Source organism: Acinetobacter sp. F9, from assembly GCF_019195275.1.
Taxonomy (GTDB): domain Bacteria; phylum Pseudomonadota; class Gammaproteobacteria; order Pseudomonadales; family Moraxellaceae; genus Acinetobacter; species Acinetobacter pseudolwoffii.
The window spans coordinates 1,351,325-1,375,676 of sequence record NZ_CP078068.1; the positions used below are offsets into that span (position 1 = coordinate 1,351,325).

Sequence of the window (24,352 nt, forward strand, 5' to 3'; positions counted from 1 at the left end):
AAGATTGCGGCTTAGAAATCTTAGATCAATAATCTACAGATTATTTACCTGAACGGTTACGTTTACGTTCGTTTTCAGTCAAATAACGCTTACGGATACGGATTGACTTCGGTGTTACTTCAACTAGTTCGTCATCTTCAATGAATTCAAGCGCTTGTTCAAGCGTATATTCAACTGCAGGAACAAGTGTTAATGCTTCATCAGTACCAGATGCACGTACGTTGGTTAACTGTTTTGCCTTAGTCGGGTTCACAGTCATGTCGTCAGAACGTGAGTTAATACCAATAATCATACCTTCGTAAACTTCTAACTGAGGCTTAGCGAATAGACGACCACGGTCTTGTAATGTGAACAATGCATAGCCCAGGCAAGTACCTTGAACCATAGAGATCAACACACCGTTTTGACGTTTCGCAACTTGGCCTTGTTTCATTGGACCATAATGCGAGAAGCTTGATGTCATGATACCCGTACCTGAAGTCATCGTCATGAATTCAGAACGGAAACCGATCAAGCCACGTGAAGGAACAGTTGCTTCAATACGGATACGGCCTTTACCGTCAACTTCCATATTGGTCATCTCGCCTTTACGGCTGCCCATTTGCTCCATTACAGAACCTTGGTGCTGTTCTTCAACGTCAAACGTCACGTTTTCGTACGGTTCTTGCATTTGACCGTCAATTTCTTTCAAGATGACTTGCGGACGAGATACACCCATCTCGAAGCCTTCACGGCGCATGTTCTCAATTAAAACTGAAAGGTGAAGTTCACCACGGCCAGACACTTTGAAACGGTCAGGACTGTCAGTGTCTTCAACACGTAATGCGACGTTGTGGATCAATTCGCGATCTAGACGCTCACGAATGTTACGTGAAGTTACGAATTTACCTTCTTTACCAGCAAACGGTGAGTTGTTTACCTGGAATGTCATTGTGACTGTAGGTTCATCTACAGAAAGCGGTGGAAGCGCTTCAACAGCTTTCGGATCACAAATCGTGTCAGAAATGTTCAATGCATCGATACCTGTTACGCAAACGATATCACCTGCATTGGCTTCTTCGATGTCCACACGATCTAAACCATGATAACCCATGATTTTTAAGATACGGCCGTTACGTGTCTTGCCTTCTTTGTCGATTACAGTCACTTGCGTGTTCAATTTAACTGAACCACGTTGAATACGACCAACACCGATAACGCCTACGAAGCTGTTATAGTCAAGTGAAGACACTTGCATTTGGAATGGACCATCAACGTCAACTGCTGGCGGTTCAACGATGTCTACAATTGTTTGGAACAATGGTGTCATGTCGTCAGCAAGTTCTTCTGGAGAAGGACCCGCCACACCACGAAGACCAGATGCATAAACGACCGGGAAGTCTAACTGTTCGTCAGAACCACCTAAGTTATCGAACAAATCGAATACCTGGTCAATCACCCAGTCTGGACGTGCGCTTGGCTTATCAACTTTGTTAATAATTACGATTGGCTTCAAACCACGTGCGAACGCTTTTTGCGTTACGAAACGTGTTTGTGGCATCGGGCCTTCTTGTGAATCGACAAGAAGAAGTACGCAGTCAACCATCGACATTACACGTTCAACTTCACCACCGAAGTCGGCGTGTCCCGGGGTGTCCACGATGTTAATGCGATATTCAGTATTGGTACGTGCATCCGTCCATTTAATTGCAGTGTTTTTTGCAAGAATGGTAATACCACGTTCACTTTCGATAGCGCCAGAATCCATGACACGCTCAATCTCACCCGCGCGATCACCGAGAGCACCTGATTGTTGCAAAAGTTTGTCTACAAGAGTGGTTTTACCATGATCGACGTGCGCAATAATGGCGATGTTACGGAGAGTTTTAATATCTGACATGTAAATTCAATGCGTATGTAATTTGAGGGCAAATTATACAGAAAAATACAAAACTTTTATAGTCACTGTTACCACACTCCTCAACTTTTTTTAAGGAGATGGGCTTTTTTTGATTTTGTAAAGGCGTGTAACTCGATTAGAATAGCGCCACCCTGCCCTAATTTGCATTGACACATGTCTGATTTTAATCAATCTCCTCCTCCTAAAGATCAACTCGACCTGGTATATGGTCTGGATGATCGTCCAAAACCATTTATTGCTTTTTTAGCTGCATTCCAACATTTATTGGCAATTATTGTCCCGATCGTGACCCCTGGCTTGCTAATTTGTCTGGCACTTGGGGTATCCAAAGAAGACACCAACATGATTTTGTCCATGTCCCTGGTGATCTCAGGTATCGCGACTTTTTTACAGTCTAAAAAAGTCGGACCTTTTGGTGCCGGTCTGTTGATTGTTCAGGGAACCAGCTTTAACTTTATCGGCCCAATTATTGGTATTGGTTCAGCCATGGTTGCTGCCGGTACGCCAGTTGAGTCAGTCATGGCAGCAATTTTTGGTGTGGTGATTGCAGGTGCATTTATTGAAATGGGCGTGTCCCAGATTCTGCCTTGGATAAAAAAACTGATTACCCCTTTGGTGACCGGGATTGTCGTCCTTCTGATTGGTTTAACCTTAATTAAAGAAGGTCTAATCAGTATGGGCGGTGGTTATCAGGCCATGAGCGATAAAACTTTTGCCAATGCAGACAACCTAATCATGTCCTGCACAGTCTTGGCGCTGATCATTATCCTGAACCGTATCCGGATTACCTGGGTAAAAAGTTCTGCCATTTTGATTGCTTTGGTTTGTGGTTATATCCTGGCCGGCTTTATGGGCCATCTGGATTTTTCCGGCTTAAAAGATGCCCCACTGGTACAGATTCCAACTCCAATGCATTTCGGTTTAAGCTTCTCCTGGAGCCTGTTTATTCCGATGGCATTCATTTATCTGGTGACCTCTTTAGAAGCGATTGGCGATATCACGGCGACCTCAAAGCTTTCTAACCAGCCAGTCGATGGGCCAAAATGGATGCAGCGCATTAAAGGCGGTGTATTGGTTAACGGTGCCAATTCATTCCTTGCCGGTATTTTTAACACCTTCCCAAGTTCGGTATTTGCACAAAATAACGGTGTGATTCAGTTGACGGGTGTAGCGAGCCGTTATGTCGGCATCTGGATTGCTGCTTTACTGATCATTCTGGGTTTGCTGCCTGCGGTTGCCGGGATTATCCAGGCGGTTCCGCAAGCGGTACTGGGTGGTGCAGTGATGGTGATGTTTGGTGCAGTAGCAGCTTCCGGCATTAATATTCTGTCTGGCGTACATCTGGATCGCCGTGCCCTGCTGATTATTGCGATTTCACTGGCACTGGGTTTAGGTGTTGCACAAGTTCCACAAATTCTTGAGCATCTTCCTGAGTTATTCCGTAATATCTTTAGCTCAGGCGTTGCCACTGGCGGTATTGCTGCCCTTATTCTGAATGTTGTACTTCCTGAAACAAAGAAGTAATTTCATGTCCAAAGAACACTGTCTAGGTCAGACTTAGGCAGTGTTCTTTATATTGGAGAGATACCTATGGATCCTAAAAGCGAAGTTTTATTAAGACAATATGATTTTTTGTCGGGTCGCATCTTACTCATTAATGCACCGACAGATGATCTACTCGCTGAATTCGATGCCTCTATCAATCCCGCTGTCTGGACATGGAATTTTAATGATTTTCAATATTTCCAGTTGCAACAAGCAGATGTCCACTTTGGCGCAGAGATGCCTGAAGCTGAGTTTGATCAGGCGGTTATTTTTGTACCCAAGTCTAAAGAACTGCTCAATTATTTACTGCATAATGTGGCAGCACAACTTAAACCGGGCAGCAGTATTTTCCTGGTTGGTGAAAAGAAAGGCGGGATAGAGCGTGCAGCCAAACAGTTGCAGCCTTATGGTAAAACCCTCAAACTGGATAGCGCACGTCATTGCCAGCTTTGGCAACTGGTTCTAGACCACACGGTCGAGAAAAAATCACTTGCAGACTGGGCACAGCGTTATAGCGTCTCGACCCCGAATGGTGACCTGAATATTTGTGCCCTGCCGGGCGTGTTTAGTCAAAACCGTTTAGATATTGGGACTGCCACCTTATTACCTTATTTGTCACAAGTTACCTCGGGTAAAATCGCTGACTTTGGTTGTGGCGCAGGTGTGATTAGTGCGTATCTGGCAAAGTTGAATCCGAAAAACCGGATTTTTGCCATGGATGTTGATGCCTTTGCGCTGGCCTCCACCCAAATGACCTTTGATGAAAACCAGCTTAGCCCTGAACAGATCGAAATTAAAGCGGTCACTGGCATTGCTGATGCACCCTTGTTCTTGCATGCCATTGTCAGTAATCCGCCTTTTCATATGGGAATCGAGACCGATTACACGGCCAGCGAAACCTTGTGTAAAACTTCGCGTCGTCATTTAAAATCAGGTGGCGAGCTTTGGATCGTGGCCAACCGTTTCTTAAACTACCCGACCCTGATTGAACAAAACTTTGGTCGCTGCACAGTGAAAGCGGATCAACAAGGCTTTAAAGTGCTGTTCGCTAGCACACAAAAAAATGTTAAGGAATCATGATGAGCGAAACGCAAAATACGATGCAGCTGCAGCGTAAGCTGGGTGCTCGTCATCTGAATATGATCGCCATTGGCGGATCCATCGGTACAGGTCTATTCCTGGCCTCGGGTGCGACCATTGCCAATGCCGGGCCAGGCGGAGCACTACTTGCTTATGCACTGATTGGTGTCATGATTTATTTCTTGATGACCAGTTTGGGCGAACTCGCCACGCATAATCCCACCTCGGGTGCATTTTTCACTTATGGCACTAAATATGTCGAGGGCGGTTTTGGTTTCGCCTTGGGCTGGAACTACTGGTACAACTGGGCCATTACCGTAGCTTTTGAGCTGGTTGCCGTTCAGTTCATCATGAAATTCTGGTTTCCCGATATTCCTGGTGTTTATTGGAGTGCAATTTTCCTGGCCATTATTTTTGGGATTAATGCCCTGACAGTTAAAGGCTTTGGTGAATCTGAATTCTTCTTCTCTCTGGTGAAAGTTGTCGCGATTATTGCCTTTATCATTATCGGTATCTGGATGATCGTGAAGATTATGCTGACCCCAGGCGCAGAAGCATTTGCCAACTGGAGTATTGGTGACGCACCTTTTGTCGGTGGTTTCCAAGCCTTAATTGGCGTGGCGATGATTGCCGGATTCTCCTTTCAAGGAACCGAAATGGTCGGGGTGGCTGCGGGCGAATCGAAAGATCCAAAGAAAACCATTCCGGTGGCAATCAAGCAGATTTTCTGGCGTATCCTGTTATTTTATATCGTGTGTATTTTCATTATCGGCACATTAATTGCCTACAATGACCCACGCTTATTACAGGCGGCTGCGACCGACAATATTGCGCTTTCTCCTTTTACCCTGCTCTATGAAAAGGCCGGCTTTGCCTTTGCTGCGAGCATTATGAATGCGGTGATTTTGACAGCCATTCTGTCTGCGGGTAACTCAGGCATGTATTCATCTACACGCATGCTATTTGATATGGCACGTAAAGGTAGTGCGCCAAAACTGTTTGGCCGTCTGGATCCACGTGGTGTACCGATGAATGCCCTGTATGCCACCACTGCGATCGCAGCACTGTGTTTCCTGACCACCTTCTTCGGTGAACAGGAAGTCTTTAACTGGCTACTCAATATGTCGGGCATGTGCGGCTTTATTGTCTGGCTCGGGATTGCGATTTCACACTATCGCTTCCGCAAAGGTTACTTGGCTCAAGGCTACAAACTGGAAGATCTGGCTTATCGCGCCAAGTTCTTCCCCTTTGCTCCTTGGTTTGCTTTTATTCTCTGTGCGATTGTCGTCCTTGGTCAAAACTATCAGGATGTTCTGGCAGGTCAATGGATGGGGGTTCTCTCGACCTATATCAGTATTCCATTGTTCTTGGCAATCTGGTTCGGATACAAATGGAAGAAAAAATCCAAACTGGTGTCTTATCAAGAGATGGATGTACAACCTATGAAACTTGATCAGGAATAAACCATCATAAATTAAAAAATCAGTCTACGGGCTGATTTTTTAATTTCTTAGATTAGTTATGCCGCATGACAAAATTACGGTCATCAATCACAATCACTTGCTGACAGATCCCCTCTGCCTGACGCTGCTGCTCGAATACATCTGCCGGCATCGCATCAAAACTGTCAAAGAAACTGATCTCATGTTCATCTATTGCATAGATCAATGAATGATTACCGACCCCTTCTAAGGTATCGTAGAAAACAATCACGAAACGGCCTGCTTCCACCTGCTGCTGGATTTCTGTATAAGAGATCACACGCTCTTCAACAGGTATTTTAAGTGTCTGTGCTTGTTGATAAAAATCAAGCTCGACTGGCTGTTTATCTGCATCATATTCGCTAAAAAAAGCAACATGCAGTCCCAGCGTCTGCAAAGCCACTGCAAGGCCAATAGTTGAGGCTCCCATCTCGGGATCATGGCGACAGAGCTGAACCAAGTCCGGAATATGCAGATCAATCCCATAATGATGAAAAATCATCCAGATCGAGAAAATTCCGCTATTGGCTTCCAGATTTTGTAAATCTTCCGGAATTTCTATACTCACGCTTTTACTCAACTACATTTTCAGTGCCTAGGTAGTGTAGTCAAAATTCAGATATAAAAAAAGCGGCTCATAGGAGCCGCTTTTTTAACAATTCAATAATTAATTATTGAGCTTGTTGTTGACCTTCAACTAGTACAGTACGGCTACCAGTGATCGTCGCGAATACACGACGGTTCATAGCACGACCTTCTTTAGTGTTGTTGTCAGCAATCGGTTGATCCCAAGCGAAACCTTGAGTAGACAAACGAGATGCATCTACGTTGTATTCGTTCACAAGTGAAGATTTAACAGAGTTAGCACGAGCCAGAGACAAACGTTCGTTTAGTGCACGTGGACCAGTGTTATCAGTATGACCTTCGATGCGAGCAGTAGCGTTTGGATATTCAACTAACTTCTCAGCAACTTTCGCGATTTCAGGTTTGTATTGATCTTTGATGTTTGATTTGTTGGTATCAAAGAACACACGAAGTTCCATGTTCAGGTCTTCAGTCAACTCTTGTGGAGCTGGAGCAACCGGAGTTACAGGCTCAACTGGAGCAACTTCTACTACTGGAGCAGCTGGTTTCAGACGGCCACCTAGAACTACGTTAAGACCAGCAAGCGCTGTATAGTTCCAGAACTGTTCGTCGAAGTGATAAGTACCACGAGCTTCTGTACGGAGCGCCAATGCATCGTTAATGTGCCAGAATGCACCGATACCTGCATTACCTAGAGTACCTTCTTCAGTGTTACCACGGTCAATCGCATTTGCTGCATTTACAGAGTTCTCACGACCTACGCCATCAAATTTGTATTTGTAGTGACCGGCACCCGCTAATAGATAAGGCTTCACTTTGCTGTCATAGTTGCCAGTGATTAAATCAGAAGTAACATAGAAGTTACCATTGATTTGAGTTGATTTGTACTCAGCACCAGGTAGAACTTGTGTATCAGGACGTTGTTCACGATTACGCGAACCATTCATTTGGCTAACATCGCCTTTCACTTGGTTATATTCAGCTTCAAAACCTAACCATGGAGTCAATTCAACACCAAGCGCTGCACCAACGAACAAGTCGTCTTTCATTTCGCCTTGACCAAGTTGTGATGATAACAACTGTGACTGACCATTGTTGTGTTTAGTGTCTTGCCAAGTATAACCCAGCATTAATGGAGTAACAGTTACGCCTGCATTTGCAGCAGCAAAAGGTGCAGCTACAAGCATAGCTAAAGCAATACGACTCATTTTCATGGATTTATCCTCCAGAGATAACAATTGTTGTTCAAGCTCAAGCCCGTAATAGGCCATCCTGAGATAGGCTTTTTATTACCCCAGTTTTATTCTTAAGCTATTCACATGGCATCATACAAACACTTTATTATTTTTCCAAGTGCTTGATTAATTTAATCAAGTAAATTATTGACAAAATTACTTACAATTTCCGTTGTAATTCAGTAATTTTTTACTCAATTTTTTATTCTGAATGGCCTATTGTGATTGCCAATTATTTTTTAATAGCTTTCTTGAATTTTGAGTAACAGCTAAATTACACGCTCAACAAAGCATAAAAAACGCATAATTAATAACATGTTTCCTATAAAAATAATATATAAATCAGGTAACTCTATGTATAGAAAAATAACAAGAGCGTTCACTATTGTTGAATTGATTATCTGTATTGCAGTGCTTGCAATTTTGGCCAGTATTGCCCTGCCTTACTTTCATGAATATCAGTCCAGACAGGAAGCCAAACAGATTCCTATCAAATTATCTGCGGTTAACCGTTATGCACGTAGTCAGGCTGCCGTGTTTCACCAGAATATTGTGATCTGTCCCAGTCAGGATTCACTCAGCTGTCACCCCAATCAATGGAATAAAAATATACTGGTCTTTATTGATAAAAATAAAAACCGGCAAGTCGATGCAGGTGAACAAATTTTACACATTGATGCACTGAATCTTAAATATGGCAACCTGAGCTGGCGGGGTGCTTTAAGCTCACCGAGTGTCACTTATCAGGCACATACAGCCCTTCCGATTGGTTCAAATGGCAGTTTCTATTATTGTTCCACTCAGCTTTCGAGCCAACAGCGCATCGTGTTGAGTAAAATGGGGCATATCCGGGTAGAAAGCCTCTCCTCATGCTAACAGAACTATCCAGTTTAAGATTAACTGCGATTAACCCTTCAATCCTGGGTTTTTTTCAATATACTGCTTATGTTTGAAAAATTGATTAAAACTTATACGGAGATATAACAATGACCGACATCGTGATTGTCAATGGTGCACGTACAGCCATGGGTGGCTTTCAAGGTAGCCTTGCCAGTGTAACGGCTCCTGAACTTGGTGCCGCTTCAATTAAAGAAGCAATTGCTCGTTCAGGTTTACAACCCGCAGATATTGAAGAAGTCATTATGGGTTGTGTTCTTCCTGCAGGTTTAAAACAGGGACCTGCACGTCAAGCGATGCGTCAAGCCGGCCTTCCGGATTCAACGGGTGCTGTGACCATTAACAAACTCTGTGGTTCTGGCATGAAAGCGGTGATGCAAGCAGCCGATATGATTAAAGCCGGTTCTGCAAATATTGTGGTTGCAGGGGGGATGGAATCAATGACCAACGCGCCTTATGTATTGCCAAAAGCGCGCGGCGGCTTCCGCATGGGACATGGCGAAATTAAAGATCATATGTTCCTAGATGGTCTTGAAGATGCTGAGACAGGTCGTTTGATGGGTTCATTTGCCCAAGATATGGCAAATACCAAAGGCTATACTCGCGAACAGATGGATGATTTCGCCATTCGCTCATTGAAACGTGCACAAACTGCTGTGAATGAAGGCTATTTTTCTGATGAAATCGTAGCTGTGACGGTAAAAACACGTAAAGGTGATGTGGTTGTTGATAAAGATGAACAACCCTTCAATGCCAATATTGATAAAATTCCAACCCTGCGTCCAGCCTTTGCCAAAGACGGCACCATTACCGCTGCCAATGCCAGCTCAATTTCTGATGGTGCATCAGCTCTGGTGATTAGCTCAGCGGATCATGCCGCAGCAAAAGGTTTAAATCCTTTGGCCAAAATTGTTGCCTATGCTTCAAATTCACAGCATCCTTCTGAATTTACCATAGCGCCAGTGGGTGCAATTCAAAAGGTTCTCGATAAAGCAGGTTGGAATGCTCAAGATGTCGACCTCTGGGAAATCAATGAAGCCTTTGCCATGGTGACCATGTGTCCAATGGATGAGTTCAAGCTTGATCCTGAAAAAGTCAATATTAATGGCGGTGCCTGTGCCCTCGGTCATCCTGTCGGTTCAACCGGTTCACGTATTATCCTGACTTTGATTCATGCGCTGAAACGTACCGCTGGTAAACGTGGTATTGCTGCACTTTGTATCGGTGGCGGTGAAGCGACTGCTGTGGCGATTGAGTTGCTTTAATTAAAAGCCTCCCCTTTAAAAGAGAGATTTAGAGGGATTTTAGAAATCCTCCTCTCTTGCGGAACATCGTTCCTCATCCTTTAATAAAGGAGGGGGAATTTTAGAAATCAAAAAGCCTCCGATTGGATAATACCAGTCAGTTAAGAAATTGACTGGCATTTTCTTGGATATTTTTGTGCTTTAATTTTCACTACTCGCGGACATTGCCTTTGCCTTTTTTCAGGTAATACAAATATTTTAGATTGTTCAAATAATTGTGCTAAATGTTTGGGCAGGTTTCCTGCTGATTCTAAAGGTGTATGCCTTAAAATATTGATAATACTCATGGATGCAATATGGAAACTGATCCTTAAAGGACTCACCTTTGCATGTTCAGCGATAAACCTCATCTGTCTTCTTAAGATATTATAAGCAATAAATACTCCCCACAATTCTTGATAGACCAAATCAGGTTGTTTGCTTCTTAAAATCCTTGCATCCTGTAAATCACTTTTAATTTCCCGATAACACATTTCTATTTCCCAACGCTGGATATAAAGCATTGCAAGGTCTTTGAATGGATAAACTTTAGAATCTGTTAATGATGTAATGTAACGTCTTATTTTCCCTGCATATTCAACTTCAATTAAACGTGCTTCCCAATAGTCACCCAATGACGGATTTATCTTTTTTGCTCTTGCTGAAACAGGCATTTTGATCTGAAAGTCATGGGCCGCATTATGATGAATCACTTCATAACGCAGGTTGTCCTTTGCTCGCATCAACCAATGACTCTCTTCTGCCTGAGATTGCCAGCTCACTAAAAAATCAGCAGAGAAGTAAGCACGATCAAATAGGGTAATACTGCGAACTGGTGCTTTTAATTGACTGGCTAAGGTGCAGCTGCTGTTTTGCCTTTGGATGAACCAAAGTGCTTAAAGTTTTCTTCTGTATGAGGCATAGACCAAACCACACCATCTACAGCACAAACGCATAGACCGTGAAAGTTGCTATATTGTTGTTGTGAGTCTTTAAACCATGCCTGACTTAATGTCGCAAATAAAGCACTCATGAGTTCTAAGCCTAAGCACTGTCTTGCTTGTACGGATGCACTCGGTACACAGTATTCTGCCGTACCGAAAACAAGTCGCAATTGTTGAACCACATACCAAATCGGCTGATTTCGAAATAGAGCAAGTCCGATTACCAGCCAAACAACATGTTCAGCAGGCAGTTTTCTTTTTCGAATTGATGCTTTACCTGTTTGGTTTAAACAATCTTCAATCCAGTTTAAATCAATCAATTCACTGAATTGTGAAAGTGAAGGTAGGGTTTGTTTTAATGTTAAATCTAAATTCTGAGATAAATTCATAAAAAAAGAGCGTATTTACATACGCTCTTTTTACAGCATTTTAACTTTTTTTGCTTAACTGACTGGCATTACTCCGATTGGAGGCTTTTTATCGTCAAATATTCAAAGCTGTACTTTAAATGATAAGACTTAAAGAATTTCTTTACGAAGTTGCTCAGGTGATTTCATTGACAACAAGCCCGGTGCCACATCAAATGCTGTTTTTGCACCATACTGCTGCATTTGATTTAAACGATAAGTTGCACGTGCATAAGCAACTAAAACGCTGGCTGTAAATTCTGGATTACTTTCTAGTTTTAATGAAAACTCAAGCACTTGTTTATGTGCATCACTGGTGTTTCCACTACGAATCACAAAACCACCATGCGGCATACGCTGGTGATCTTGTGCTAAAGTTACTTCATCAATGAAATTCACAGTCGTGTCATAGTCGGCAAAATAATCCGGCATGGTCACAATCGCTTGCTTCACTGCTTCTGCATCTGCACCCTCTGCAAGCACCACATAACACTCACGGGTATGTTTTTCTTTGGTCGTTAATACTGGACGAACACCACTACGTACTTTCTCAATTGCTTCTGTTGAAGGAATGGTATATTGCACCCCTGCTTTCACACCTTCTACACGACGAATGGCATCTGAATGACCCTGGCTTAAGCCTTTGCCCCAGAAAGTATAGGTTTCACCGTCTGGCAGTAAAGCTTCACCAAATAAGCGATTGATCGAGAACATGCCTGGATCCCAACCAATGGAGATCATCGCAGTTTTCTTGCTGGCTGTTGCAGGTGCATCGACCGCTGCATAATATTCAGGAATACGTGCGTGGGTGTCAAAACTATCGACAATATTAAACTGGCTGGCCAAGATCGGACCTTGTTGCGGTAAGTCGTCTTTTGAACCGCCACATAAAATCAGCACATCAATTTTATCTTGGAAATCTGTCAGTGAGTCCATATGGAACACTTGGGTTGCTGCGAAACAAGGAGATACCGTTTCAGGCGCACGACGGGTAAAAATACCCACAAGTTGTAAATCTGGATTCTTTTGAATGGCGGTTTCAACGCCACGACCCAAGTTGCCATAACCAGCAATACCAATACGGATAGAATTTTGCATAAAGACAAGTCACTTCATCATGAAAAAATTAAAAAAATAAATCAGATGACGATCCCATTAAAATCGCCCTCTTGATTGATTTTGCATACTCGAAAATTAGCGCTCTGCTCGCGTTACTCTCAGCATAAAGATACTTATGCTACAGCAATTCGCAGCAATTTAAAGCATTCAGGATAGTATAGAAACAATCATATCTATCGTCTAAAGCAAACAAAAAGCCTGCATTGCAGGCTTTTTGTTTATAAGAAAAATAGACTTATTTACAGACAAGCTTTTTAACTCTCAGGTTAGGCACCTGTTTGATAATTTGCCTGATTCACCGCGGTCGATGCCTGGTACGGATTTTTAAAATCATTTAAACCGGCAGCCGCCTCCTGAATGTCTTTACCTTCTTTAATCACGAAAGTATCGAAACCAGAACGCTTCATGTAGTTCAACACATCTTTGAATACATCACCAGTGGCACGAAGTTCGCCTTGGAAACCTTGACGGCGTAAAAGTGCTGCAAATGAATAGCCACGGCCATCATTAAAACCGGCGAATTCAATAAAGATTGCATCTAATTGAGCTAGCGGAAATTCATTGCTTTCAGGTGAAGCATCAACGGTTAAGTACAATGCTTTTTTACCTGAAACATGGCGAAGTTGATCTAACTGATCTACCGTCAGAACCACATCACCTTGTGGTAAAACACCCTCTTCACCGATGAGCTGGTAAGTATTTTCTGTCACTGTGCCATCTTTAGAGAGCACTGCGAGTGCGGTATTAAGCATATGCACGCTCCTTGAATGGTTGGATGCCAACACGGCGATAAGTATCGATAAACTCTTCAGCATCCTGACGTAGATCAAGATAGGTATTAAGAATTTCTTCTACAATATCCGGCACTACATCTGCTGCAAATGACGGCCCAAGAATGTCGCCAATTGAGGCATCATGGTCTGCATTACCGCCAAGCGTGATCTGGTAGAATTCAGCGCCTTTTTTATCAACACCCAAGATCCCGATATTACCGACATGGTGATGACCACAGGCATTCATACAACCAGAGATGTTCAAGTCCAGTTTACCCAAGTTGTAAATGGTATCCAGATCATCAAAACGGCGTGAAATCGCTTCAGAAATCGGAATCGATTTTGCATTGGCCAATGAACAGAAATCACCGCCCGGGCAGCAGATGATGTCGGTCAAGAAACCGATATGGGCACGTGCCAGGTTGTTTTGTTCAAGAGTTTGCCATACAGCGAACAAATCTTTTTGCGGCACATCGACCAGCGAGATATTTTGTTCATGCGTGGTACGTAATTCACCGAAAGTGTACTGATCGGCAAGGTCTGCAATCAGGTTCATTTCTTCGGTGCTGACATCACCCGGTGCAATGCCGGCACGTTTCAGTGAAATCGTCACAATACGATAACCTTTCACTTTATGGGCATTGGTATTGATATTGAACCACTGTTTGAATTTTGGATATTGCGCAAACAATTCAGTAAAATCTTCATCTGCATAATCTTGATAATCAAATGGGGTGAAGTTCTCATCCATTTTTGCCAAGGTGTCTGCATCGATTTTCAAAGTCTTAACAGTATGCGCAAATTCAGCTTCAACTTTCTCAGCAAATACCGCTGGCGTTAAAGCTTTGACCAAAATTTTGATACGGGCTTTATATTTGTTGTCGCGACGACCATGCAAGTTATACACACGAAGCACTGCTTCAAGATAAGCAATCAGGTCTTCACGTGGCAGGAACTCACGGATAAAGCTGCCAATCACTGGCGTACGGCCGAGACCACCACCCACTTTGATTTTATAGCCCATTTCGCCGGCTTCATTACGCACAATATATACACCGATATCGTGGAATGCAGTGGCGGCACGATCGGTTTCTTCAAGCGCAGAGACTGCAATCTTGAACTTACGTGGCAAGAAGGCAAATTCCGGATGGAAAGTTGACCATTGACGGATCAATTCACAGGTCGGACGCGGATCGGCAATTTCACCAGCCACTACACCGGCATACTGATCCGTCGTGGTATTACGGATACAGTTGCCTGAAGTCTGAATCGCATGCATTTGCACGGTCGCCAGTTCAGCCAGCATATCTGGCACGTTTTCCAGTGCCGGCCAGTTAAACTGGATGTTTTGACGGGTCGAAATATGCGCGTAACCACGGTCATATTCTTTAGCCAAATCAGCCACTTTACGCAGTTGCTTTGAGTTCATCAAACCATAAGGCACTGCAATACGTAACATCGGCGCATAACGCTGTACATACAGACCATTTTGCAGACGAAGCGGACGATACTCATCTTCGGTGAGTTTACCGGCTAAATAACGTTCCGTTTGGTCACGGAACTGTGCAACACGTTCATTAATCAGTTGCTGATCGAAATCAGTATATAAATACATGGCGTACAGCTGCTAGTAGTTTCTATTATATCGAGCGTAAGGATAGCGAGATTAAACCTATCAATAAAATGCTTTTTATACATATTTCATAGCTGTTTTATTGATAAGCCTGCCAAAGTTTCACTGATATCACGGTTTAGCGCATTTAGTGTAGTTTTAAAGCAATAATGCTTTAATTCATCAATCATTAGCAGTTATTTTCATATAGTGATATTTCTATATTTTTATCCTTTTTTGTCTTTTAAATAATTAAAAATATTACCATTTTTCACTCTCACCCAAAAACTGACCGACAAAATCATAACGTATCTTTGAACGTGAAAATTTAATCGGACAGGCCAGTTGTGCTTCGGTCTGCTGACTATCGGGTTTTAATGGAACCTGAACTAGCCATTCTCGCTGTTGCGCTAAATCAGAATGCAAAGCTTCTTCAAGTTTTAGCACCGGCTCAACACAGACATCCAGCGCTGCGAATAGTGTTTGCCATTCCGCTAATGATTTTGACTTTATTCTATTTTGAATTGCCTGTTTCACCGCAGCACGATCTTCTGGAGCAAAAGAATTGCCTTTTTCTAGAATAATCGGCAGCTCTAAAGCCTGTGCCAATCCCTGCATAAATTGAGGTTCCAGACTGCCAATCGACAGATAACGTCCATCCTGTGTTGCATAATAGTCATAGAAAGTCCCGCCATTCAGATAGCCAGACTCAGGTCGTTGATGCTGATTGCCGGCCAGACTAGCAGATGCGGCCAGATTATTCATGGTGACCACACAATCGGTCATGGAAATATCAATATATTGACCTTTACCGCTGCGCTGGCGTTCGATCACCGCTGCCAGAATTGCAATCACGGCATGCATGGAACCACCGGCTACATCGGCAACCTGAATGCCTAAAGCAGGTGGCCCACTTTCGATCCGGCCACTGTGTCCAGCAATACCGGACAAGGCCAGATAGTTAATATCATGTCCTGCTTTCGCTTTATAAGTACCGGTTTGGCCATAACCAGTGATAGAACAGTAAATTAATTTGGGGTTAATTTCGCTTAAGATTGAGTAGTCCAGTCCAAGCCGTTGCATCACGCCGGGACGGAATTGCTCAATCACAATGTCATAATCTGCAATCTTGGATTTGACCAGTTCGATATTGGCCGGATCTTTCAAATCCAGTGCTACCGATTGCTTGTTTCGGTTCAGATAACTCTGTGAGGTGGCCTGTCCATTGGCAAAGGGGGGCATTAATCGCAACAGGTCCGGGCGGGTCGGTGATTCAATATGCACAACCTCGGCGCCGAGATCAGCCAGATATAATGTCGCGAATGGGCCTGGTAATAATGTAGAAAAGTCTAGAATTTTCAATCCTTTTAAGGTATATGACATTGGAGTATTTGCTCTACTTATATTGCTTTTTTCAGCATCATAGAAACATAAATGCATAAAAACAATGTCATGTTCAGCCATTTACCTTGATAGTTTCGGCAATCTAATATGTAAGAAAATGGCAAAGGTGTTCTTGTAAATTGCCATTGCTTTATTATTTTTCGTCATTTAGGTCAAATATTAGTGAACATTAAAGAGACTGAAGGATTAAACATGAGTCGTGATACGATCAGTATCCATTTCGTCAATGCAGCCTTATCTGGCGTCAAGCGTCTAGGCATGGATGTCGATACTTTATTGTCTCACGTCGGAATTGAAGCAGAACTGCTGCATCAACCTAAAGCCCGTATTTCACCTGAACAATATACCCGCTTTATTAAAATGTTATGGATGGTGACCCAGGACGAGCATGTTGGCTTTGACAAACAGCAACGCCGATTGGGCACTTTTGCCATCATGTGTCAGCTCATCATTCATGCCAAAACCCTCGGTGATGCACTGGAACTTTCCTCACAGTTCTATAAACTCTTCGGTGATGACTGGTCGGTGACCCTGGAACGTGACAAACACGAAGCACGTCTGGTGCCCCTCATTCCAAATGCAATGGATCCGGATCATTTTATTACCGAAAGTATGCTGATGATCTGGCATGGTCTGGCATCTTGGCTGATTGAACGTCGTTTACCGCTGGAACGTGTGCATTTTAGCTATCCACGTCCAGCCCATGCCGATGAATATGATGCCCTGTTCTTTGCGCCGGTAATGCAGTTCGACATGCCACGCACCGAAATCACCTTTGCTGCGGACTATCTGGACCTGCCGATCCGTCAGAATGAAGAAACCTTAGAGGAATTCTTGAAAGCTGCGCCTGCTCAGCTCTTGGTGAAGTTTAAAAATACCAACTCGCTGACCTCAAGAATCCGTGATGTATTGAAGAGCCAGATTGGCGAAGAAATGCCGACATTAAACGATGTCGCGTCAATGCTGTATTTATCTCCTCAAACCTTGCGCCGCCGTCTGGCAGCCGAAGGTAAAAGCTATCAAGGTGTGAAAGATGCCTTGCGCCGTGATGCCGCGATTCATCTGTTATTGAATCCAGATCTAACCCTCGAAGATGTCGCGCAGCAGGTCGGTTTCAGTGAAACCAGTACCTTCCATCGTGCCTTCAAGAAATGGACCGGTGTAACCCCAGGTCTATATCGCCAGTTGCATGGTTATCATTAATTAAAATTCTGGATATCCTCTTCTCCAGCCCAGGTTTCCAGACCTGGGCTTTTTTTATTGGCAAAAATCATCAAATGATCTGGTCCGTTCTCGTCATTGCACTTCAAAATTTAAGTATTACACTCGAGTCATTAGAATAATTTTCAGCAAATTAATAAAAGGGACATGCTATGAGCGAGGCATATATTATCGACGCCATTCGCACGCCACGCGGAAAAGGTAAAAAAGATGGATCTTTACATCAAGTCAAACCCATTTCATTACTGACTGGCTTGCTTAACGAACTTCAGGCACGTCATCAATTTGATACATCAAAAGTCGATGATATTGTGCTGGGTTGTGTCACTCCGATTGGTGATCAAGGCGCCGATATTGCCAAAACCGCGGCGATCGCAGCGGGTTGGGACAATGATGTCGCCGGTGTACAAATCAACCGTTTCTGTGCTTCCGGTCTGGAAGCTGTCAATCTGGCTGCACAAAAAATCCGTTCTGGCTGGGAAGATCTGGTCGTTGCAGGCGGCGTCGAATCCATGTCCCGCGTGCCGATGGGTTCCGATGGCGGCCCTTGGGCACTGGATCCCGAAACCAATATGGCCTGTGATTTTATTCCGCAAGGTATTGGCGCGGACTTGATTGCCACGATTGACGGTTATAGCCGCACCGACGTAGACCAGTTTGCCGAGCAATCCCAGAAGAAAGCCGCTGCCGCACAAGCCAATGGTTATTTCAACGCTTCTGTTATCCCGGTCAAAGACAAGGCCGGTGTGGTGATTCTGGACAAAGACGAATTTATCAAACCGACCACAACTGCTGAAGGCTTAGGCAAACTCAATCCTAGTTTCGCGACCATGGGACAGATGGGCTTTGATGCCATCGCCCTACAAAAATATCCTGAAGTTGGCACGGTGAATCATGTGCATCATGCCGGGAATTCTTCCGGAATCGTCGATGGTGCAGCCGTGGTTCTCATCGCATCGGAACAAGCGGTCAAAGAACAAGGTTTAAAACCGCGTGCCAAAGTACTGGCCACGGCGCTGGTCGGGGCTGATCCTACCATTATGCTGACCGGCCCTGCCCCGGCAGCACGTAAAGCTTTGGCTAAAGCTGGCTTGACGATTGATGATATTGACCTGTTTGAAGTCAATGAAGCTTTTGCTGCGGTGGTGATGCGATTTATTAGCGAACTCAATGTTGATCCAGCGAAAGTGAATGTGAATGGTGGTGCAATCGCTATGGGTCATCCATTGGGCGCAACAGGCGCGATGATTCTGGGAACTTTACTGGATGAGTTAGAACGCCAAGGCAAAAAACGTGGACTAGCCACACTGTGTGTCGGTGGCGGTATGGGCATCGCCACCATTATTGAATTGGTTTAACTCAAATATTTAAAGTGTTTGATTCACGTTTTAGTCATATGCAACCTGAGCAAAACCAAAGCACTGCTTTGGTTTTAGCGCAAGATCATTGTTTTACAAAATTAATAGATTTTGCGTATGACAATGGTTTTGCCTACTTTTGCTAAATGAGAAATACATTTCGTAAGGCAGGTCGAACTGAAGCTTAAACCAAGAATTTAGATGAATTTGGAAAGGCTCCGGAATAAGGAAAATTTCTAAAATCTAATCAGGATATTAATTCCAAATTCATCCCATTATGATCTGGATAAAAATTTATGAGCGCAATTCAATATCAAAAAACTGAAGATAATATCGTCATTCTGACCTTTGATTCTCCAAACCAGTCTGCCAATACCATGAATGCAGATTTTCGTAGCGCTTTGGCTGAAACCGTAGAAAAACTCAAAGCTGATGAAAATATTACTGGCATCATTTTCCGGTCTGCGAAAAAAACCTTCTTTGCCGGTGGCGATCTGGATGAACTGATTCAAGCTACACCTGAACATGCGACTGAATTCTTCAACATGATTGAAGAGATGAAAGCGCAGATGCGTTATATCGAAACCCGCGGCATTCCGGTTGTGGCTGCACTAAATGGCACAGCACTGGGCGGTGGCTGGGAGATTGCTCTGTGTGCCCATCATCGTATTGCCTTGAATGACCCTAAAAGCAAGTTTGGCCTGCCTGAAGTCACACTGGGTTTACTACCCGGTGGTGGTGGTATTGTCCGTAGCGTGCGCCTGCTCGGCCTGCAAAATGCCTTTCCCTTGTTGATGGAAGGCAAACAGTTGGGTGTAGAGAAAGCCCGATCTTTAGGGCTGATTCACGATGTGGCAGACAATACCGATGAACTCTTAGACAAAGCCATTGTCTGGATCAAAGCCAATCCGAAGTCACAACAGCCTTTTGATGTAAAAGGCTACAAAATTCCGGGTGGTAGCCCTTCAACGCCAGCAGTTGCACAGATGCTGGCGATTGCCCCAGCGATGCTGCGTGATAAAACCAAAGGTTGCTATCCTGCACCTGAAGCAATCATGTCGGCAGCGGTAGAAGGTGCTCAGGTCGATGTCGATACGGCGCTGACCATTGAATCGCGTTACTTTACTTATCTGGCCACCGGTCAGATTTCTAAAAATATGATCGCTACTTTTTGGCATGGATTGAATGCGATCAAATCCGGTGCCAGCCGTCCCCAAAAGATTGCGAAATGGAAAGCCACTAAAGTTGGCATTCTGGGCGCAGGCATGATGGGTGCAGGCATTGCTTATGTGACTGCCAGCAAAGGCATTCAGGTTATTTTAAAAGACATTTCGATTGAAGCGGCTGAAAAAGGTAAAGCTTATAGCCAGAAACTGCTGGATAAAAAAGTAGCTCAAGGACGTTTATCTGCTGATCAACGAGATCAGGTTTTAAGCCTGATTCAAGCGACTGCATCCAATCAAGATCTGGCCGGTTGTGACCTGATCATTGAAGCGGTGTTTGAAAATCCCGCACTGAAAGCTCAAGTCACACAAGAAGCAGAACAGTATCTTGCCAGTCATGGCGTGATGGCATCGAATACTTCGACCCTGCCTATTACAGATTTAGCTCAGGCTTCAAAAAATGATCAGAACTTTATCGGTCTGCATTTCTTTAGTCCAGTCGATAAAATGCAGCTGGTCGAAATTATCAAGGGGCAAAATACTTCAGCAGAAACACTGGCCAAAGCCTTTGACTTTGTCCAGCAGATTGGCAAATTACCGATTGTGGTAAATGACAGCCGTGGCTTCTTTACCAGTCGTGTCTTTGGTACGTTCGTTCAAGAAGGTTTGCGCCTGCTGGCAGAAGGCGTGCATCCGGCACGGATTGAAATGGCCGCACTCAAAGCCGGTATGCCAGTCGGGCCTTTGGCCATTCAGGATGAAGTGTCCTTGACCCTCTCCGAACATGTGGCCAATGAAAGATACAAAGCCTTAGAAGCACAAGGTCAGACCATCACCAAATCACCCGCAGATGAAGTTATTCACAGTATGATTCATGAGTTTAACCGCAAAGGTAAGGCTGCCGGGGCAGGTTTTTATGATTATCCAGAAAATGGTAAAAAGCAGCTCTGGACGGGTCTCAACCACTGGAAAAAAGAGGTTGATCTTTCTGAACAGGAAATGATGGATCGTTTGCTGTTTGTGCAGGCACTGGATACCGTGCGCTGTCTGGAAGAAGGCGTGCTGGAGTCTGTGGTCGATGCCAATGTCGGTTCCATTTTTGGCATTGGCTTTGCAGCCTGGACGGGTGGCGCGGTGCAATTCTTAAATCAGTATGGTCTGGCCAAGGCGCTGACCCGTGCCAAGGTACTCGAAAATAAGTATGGTGAACGCTTCAAAGCACCGCAACTCCTGAAAGACCGGGCAGCAGAAGGCCAGCCAATTCAATAATTTTGAGCTCTAAATAAAAAGAGGAACTGAGTTGCTCTTTTTATTTTCCGGATCTAGCTGAATCACTGGATACACTCGTCTAATGACAGATTTTGATCTGCTTTTTGATCAATTTATGTTATAAAGTTACATAAGTTTGATATCCACGTGGGTAAGACCTATGACTGATCACAGTTCACCTGAAAAATCCCCTTGGGGTTGGAAAGCACTTATTATCTTCTGTATTTTAGGTGGATTATTCATGTTTATTTTTTGGCTTGCGGTGACGAATGAACCGGATTACATGCCAAGCCAGCAAAATAAACAAACCACCCAGCAGCATGCTTTTAAAAATGCACCGACCATGTCTCCTGAAGCAATTGCGAAGGCTCAAGCAGATCGTGAGGCACGTGCGACTGCCAATACGGCTCATTCCGATACAACAGCGAATGAACATAATATGTCAACTGAAGAACATGCCAATATGGAGAGTGCCGAGCATAGCTCAGCGCATGGCCACTGATCTTGATTCAGTAAGGGCGTAAAAAAGCGAGGTCAATGCCTCGCTTTTTTGTATCTCAATAACTAAAAAATTAAAGGTTTAAATACATATTAATATGCGGGATGCCGCAATCCAGATAGTCTTCGCCCTGAACCTTAAAACCCAATGCCTGATAAAAACCGATGGCATGTACTTGCGAAGACAGTTTTAAATCTTTTCGATGATCTGCTTTGGCATAATCGATAATCGCCTGCATCAATTGCTGCCCGATCTTCAAGCCACGATGTGGCTTTAACACTGCAACACGACCTACACTGTTATTCGCCAGCAATCTTGCAGTGGCTATCGCATGCCCCTTTTCATAGACCACAAAATGGATGGAAATGGCATCTTGCTCATCCCATTCTTCTTCAGCAGCGATATTCTGTTCTTGAATAAACACGGCTTCGCGAATGGTTTTGGCATGCTTCGCTAAATCCTCCCAACCACCCGAAACAATTTTAAGCTCTGAATCCTTTAGCATTTAGAACCAATCCCCTGCTGATCCCACTGATTATTCAATAACAATTCCAGTGAATGTTTTTGGATAGCGTACATTTCTTTCAAGTCCTGAATCTGTTTCAAGACCTCCTGATCGGGTTGTTGGTAATCTTTGCGTTTCGTCGCCAGAATCATTTTATTTTTACTGGTATGTTCCAGTGCCACAAACTCAAAAACTTTGGTTTCATAACCATAGGCTTTCAGCAATAACGCACGAATGGTATCGGTCAGCATTTCTGCCTGTTGACCGGCATGAATACCAAATTGCAGCATCGGACTCAGCACTTTTGGCGCCTGTAACTGTGGGCGCAATTCCTTATGGCAACATGGCGCACACATGATCATCTGTGCATTCAGGCGAATACCGCTGTGAATCGCAAAATCCGTTGCCACATCACAGGCATGCAAAGCGATCATTACATCCAGGCGTTTCGGTGCATAAGTACGCACATCGCCCTGAAAAAAGTCGAGCTGATCAAAGCCAGATTGTTGCGCGACCTTTTGGCAGAACTCGACCATTTTCGGATTCAGTTCCACCCCTGTAACCCACGGCGTCTCACCATGTTTTTGCATATAGTCATATAAAGCACAGGTCAGATAGCCTTTACCAGAGCCAAAATCCACCACACGCAGACCTTCGACTTGTGGCTTGAGTTGCGCCAATGCACCCGAAAAAATCTCGACAAATTTATTAATCTGTTTCCATTTACGCGCCATGCTCGGAATGATCTGCGCGTTATGATCGCTAATGCCGAGATGCTGTAAAAAGATGCTGTCCTGATCAACATAACGTTGTTTAATCCGGTCATGACCCTGTTCAGCGGACTTGACCTGAAGCGTCGAGTTTTTGTTTTTAGTACGGGTCAACATGGCTTTTTTCTTGTTTTTTTTCAGCTGTAATTCTTCATCTAGCGTCATTAAATTGGCTTGCTTGCAACATGCTAATAATACTGTCACCTGTGCCAGTGCATCCGCTAAAGGATAGTTTTTGGTGACATCCTGAGTTTTATGGCGATACAAACAGCTCAGTACTTTTTGCCCATTTAATGAAATGACTCGCAAGGTCATTTTCTCTAAATCCTGCAGTTCACCTTTATACTGGCTTAAGATCAGACGATCAAATTGATCACTTTCAACAGCTTGCTGAAATACATCTAAAAACTGCTGTTCTTGGTCTGAGAGAGTTGCCAACGTTGACATAGATAAAACCTGAAATGAATTGCCCCTCAAGTTTAAATCTTCTTAACCTAAAAGCAAAATTGAATTACTATACAAATGTATATTTTAAAGAAGAATGACAATCATGCAGAATGCGCCGCTGGTTCCAGATTATGATCACACTGAGGAACGAATTAATTATATCAGTCATGCTGTGGGTGCTGGACTATCGGTAATTGCTGGTATTCTTTTGATTATTAAAGGGTCTTATCTCAGTACTGGACAATGGATTGGACTTTGGGTCTACGCGCTGAGCATGATCTTGCTGTTCTCTGCGTCGATGCTCTATCACATGGCCACCTCAGCAGACCGTCGTTATTTTTATAAAAAAGTTGATCATACTGCAATTTATTATTTAATCGCCGGAACCTATACGCCTTTCCTGTCAATTGCCATTCCAACAGCCAAAGCCCAGTATTTATTGATTGCACTCTGGGTGATCGCCCTCATTGGTACACTGTTCAAGTTCGTTTTCATTCATCGTTTCCAGAAAATTTCTTTGGCGGCTTATCTGGCCATGGGCTGGCTGGCGCTACTGGTGATGGATGATATGCAACAATATCTCAGTGCTCAATCTTTGACCTTTCTGATCATTGGCGGATTGGCTTATACCGTAGGTGCATTGTTTTACGCTTTAAAAAGAGTAAGATATACCCACGCTATCTGGCACATATTTGTATTGATAGGCGCAGGATCACATTTTCTGTCTATCTATCTTTACGTGATTTAATCATCTTCTTTTTCATTTCAGTGACCCTGAGCGAGTTAAAGCGAGAAGATTGCAGTTGTTTTTTTAAAAAATTACGCCTTTTTTAAAAAGATTACGCTTTTAAAACT

General features: G+C 43.7%; 19 protein-coding genes and 1 pseudogene. 10 read left to right on the forward strand and 10 right to left on the reverse strand.

What is annotated here, in order from left to right; translation table 11 throughout:
* Positions 1-40 precede the first annotated feature (40 nt).
* On the reverse strand, positions 41-1,879 hold the full coding sequence (gene typA, locus KT990_RS06530; RefSeq protein WP_005097994.1) for a translational GTPase TypA: 1,839 nt from the start codon (positions 1,877-1,879) through the stop codon (positions 41-43).
* Between the two features lie 174 nt (positions 1,880-2,053).
* Between typA and KT990_RS06535 the strand changes: the two genes are divergently transcribed.
* From KT990_RS06535 to KT990_RS06545, 3 genes are all read left to right on the forward strand, one after another.
* Positions 2,054-3,424 carry a uracil-xanthine permease family protein gene (locus KT990_RS06535; protein ID WP_005097996.1) on the forward strand — a complete coding sequence of 457 codons (1,371 nt, stop codon included), beginning with the start codon at positions 2,054-2,056 and terminating at the stop codon, positions 3,422-3,424.
* 66 nt (positions 3,425-3,490) lie between these two features.
* Entirely contained in the window at positions 3,491-4,525 is a 1,035-nt protein-coding gene (locus KT990_RS06540; RefSeq protein ID WP_218209345.1) for a methyltransferase, read from the forward strand.
* Positions 4,525-5,988: an amino acid permease gene (locus KT990_RS06545; protein ID WP_005097999.1), complete on the forward strand. Its 1,464-nt coding sequence runs from the start codon at positions 4,525-4,527 to the stop codon at positions 5,986-5,988. The genes KT990_RS06540 and KT990_RS06545 overlap by 1 nt, the downstream gene beginning before the upstream one ends.
* A 52-nt stretch (positions 5,989-6,040) precedes the next feature.
* Here the strand turns inward: KT990_RS06545 and KT990_RS06550 are convergent, their stop codons facing one another.
* Together KT990_RS06550 and omp38 are read right to left on the reverse strand one after the other, a co-directional pair.
* A complete protein-coding gene (locus KT990_RS06550) occupies positions 6,041-6,574 on the reverse strand; it encodes a peptidase C39 (protein WP_218209346.1) in 534 nt (177 codons plus the stop codon).
* A gap of 103 nt (positions 6,575-6,677) precedes the next feature.
* Complete coding sequence (gene omp38 / locus KT990_RS06555) at positions 6,678-7,805, reverse strand: outer membrane protein Omp38 (protein WP_218209347.1); 1,128 nt, start codon at positions 7,803-7,805, stop codon at positions 6,678-6,680.
* 375 nt (positions 7,806-8,180) lie between these two features.
* Between omp38 and KT990_RS06560 the strand changes: the two genes are divergently transcribed.
* On the forward strand, positions 8,181-8,702 hold the full coding sequence (locus tag KT990_RS06560) for a GspH/FimT family pseudopilin (RefSeq protein ID WP_218209348.1): 522 nt from the start codon (positions 8,181-8,183) through the stop codon (positions 8,700-8,702).
* 110 nt (positions 8,703-8,812) lie between these two features.
* Entirely contained in the window at positions 8,813-9,988 is a 1,176-nt protein-coding gene (locus tag KT990_RS06565; protein WP_218209349.1) for a thiolase family protein, read from the forward strand.
* 140 nt (positions 9,989-10,128) lie between these two features.
* Here the strand turns inward: KT990_RS06565 and KT990_RS06570 are convergent.
* From KT990_RS06570 to KT990_RS06590, 5 genes and pseudogenes are all read right to left on the reverse strand, one after another.
* Positions 10,129-11,339: pseudogene (locus KT990_RS06570) on the reverse strand (IS4 family transposase).
* Between the two features lie 129 nt (positions 11,340-11,468).
* On the reverse strand, positions 11,469-12,455 hold the full coding sequence (locus tag KT990_RS06575; RefSeq protein WP_100535384.1) for a diaminopimelate dehydrogenase: 987 nt from the start codon (positions 12,453-12,455) through the stop codon (positions 11,469-11,471).
* A gap of 287 nt (positions 12,456-12,742) precedes the next feature.
* Positions 12,743-13,228 carry a DUF934 domain-containing protein gene (locus tag KT990_RS06580; protein WP_005098005.1) on the reverse strand — a complete coding sequence of 162 codons (486 nt, stop codon included), beginning with the start codon at positions 13,226-13,228 and terminating at the stop codon, positions 12,743-12,745.
* On the reverse strand, positions 13,221-14,864 hold the full coding sequence (locus tag KT990_RS06585) for a nitrite/sulfite reductase (protein WP_005098006.1): 1,644 nt from the start codon (positions 14,862-14,864) through the stop codon (positions 13,221-13,223). The genes KT990_RS06580 and KT990_RS06585 overlap by 8 nt, the downstream gene beginning before the upstream one ends.
* Before the next feature lie 258 nt (positions 14,865-15,122).
* On the reverse strand, positions 15,123-16,244 hold the full coding sequence (locus KT990_RS06590; RefSeq protein ID WP_218209350.1) for a CaiB/BaiF CoA transferase family protein: 1,122 nt from the start codon (positions 16,242-16,244) through the stop codon (positions 15,123-15,125).
* Between the two features lie 213 nt (positions 16,245-16,457).
* Between KT990_RS06590 and KT990_RS06595 the strand changes: the two genes are divergently transcribed.
* The 4 genes from KT990_RS06595 to KT990_RS06610 all read left to right on the forward strand — a co-directional run bounded on the left by KT990_RS06595 (position 16,458) and on the right by KT990_RS06610 (position 21,778).
* Entirely contained in the window at positions 16,458-17,468 is a 1,011-nt protein-coding gene (locus KT990_RS06595; RefSeq protein WP_005169495.1) for an AraC family transcriptional regulator, read from the forward strand.
* A gap of 170 nt (positions 17,469-17,638) precedes the next feature.
* Positions 17,639-18,844, forward strand: a complete 1,206-nt coding sequence (locus tag KT990_RS06600) for an acetyl-CoA C-acetyltransferase (RefSeq protein ID WP_218209351.1) — start codon at positions 17,639-17,641, stop codon at positions 18,842-18,844.
* Positions 18,845-19,140: 296 nt separating this feature from the next.
* Positions 19,141-21,276, forward strand: coding sequence for a 3-hydroxyacyl-CoA dehydrogenase NAD-binding domain-containing protein (locus KT990_RS06605; RefSeq protein WP_218209352.1), 2,136 nt, complete (start codon positions 19,141-19,143; stop codon positions 21,274-21,276).
* A gap of 160 nt (positions 21,277-21,436) precedes the next feature.
* Positions 21,437-21,778 carry a hypothetical protein gene (locus KT990_RS06610; RefSeq protein ID WP_034608399.1) on the forward strand — a complete coding sequence of 114 codons (342 nt, stop codon included), beginning with the start codon at positions 21,437-21,439 and terminating at the stop codon, positions 21,776-21,778.
* A gap of 70 nt (positions 21,779-21,848) precedes the next feature.
* Here KT990_RS06610 and KT990_RS06615 read toward each other — a convergent pair whose 3' ends face one another.
* Entirely contained in the window at positions 21,849-22,280 is a 432-nt protein-coding gene (locus KT990_RS06615) for a GNAT family N-acetyltransferase (protein ID WP_005169487.1), read from the reverse strand.
* Complete coding sequence (locus KT990_RS06620; protein ID WP_005169484.1) at positions 22,274-23,497, reverse strand: class I SAM-dependent methyltransferase; 1,224 nt, start codon at positions 23,495-23,497, stop codon at positions 22,274-22,276. The genes KT990_RS06615 and KT990_RS06620 overlap by 7 nt, the downstream gene beginning before the upstream one ends.
* 103 nt (positions 23,498-23,600) lie before the next feature.
* Between KT990_RS06620 and trhA the strand changes: the two genes are divergently transcribed.
* The gene (trhA, locus tag KT990_RS06625; protein WP_005263655.1) at positions 23,601-24,245 is read left to right on the forward strand and encodes a PAQR family membrane homeostasis protein TrhA; all 645 of its coding nucleotides are present in this window, start codon (positions 23,601-23,603) and stop codon (positions 24,243-24,245) included.
* Positions 24,246-24,352: the final 107 nt, after the last annotated feature.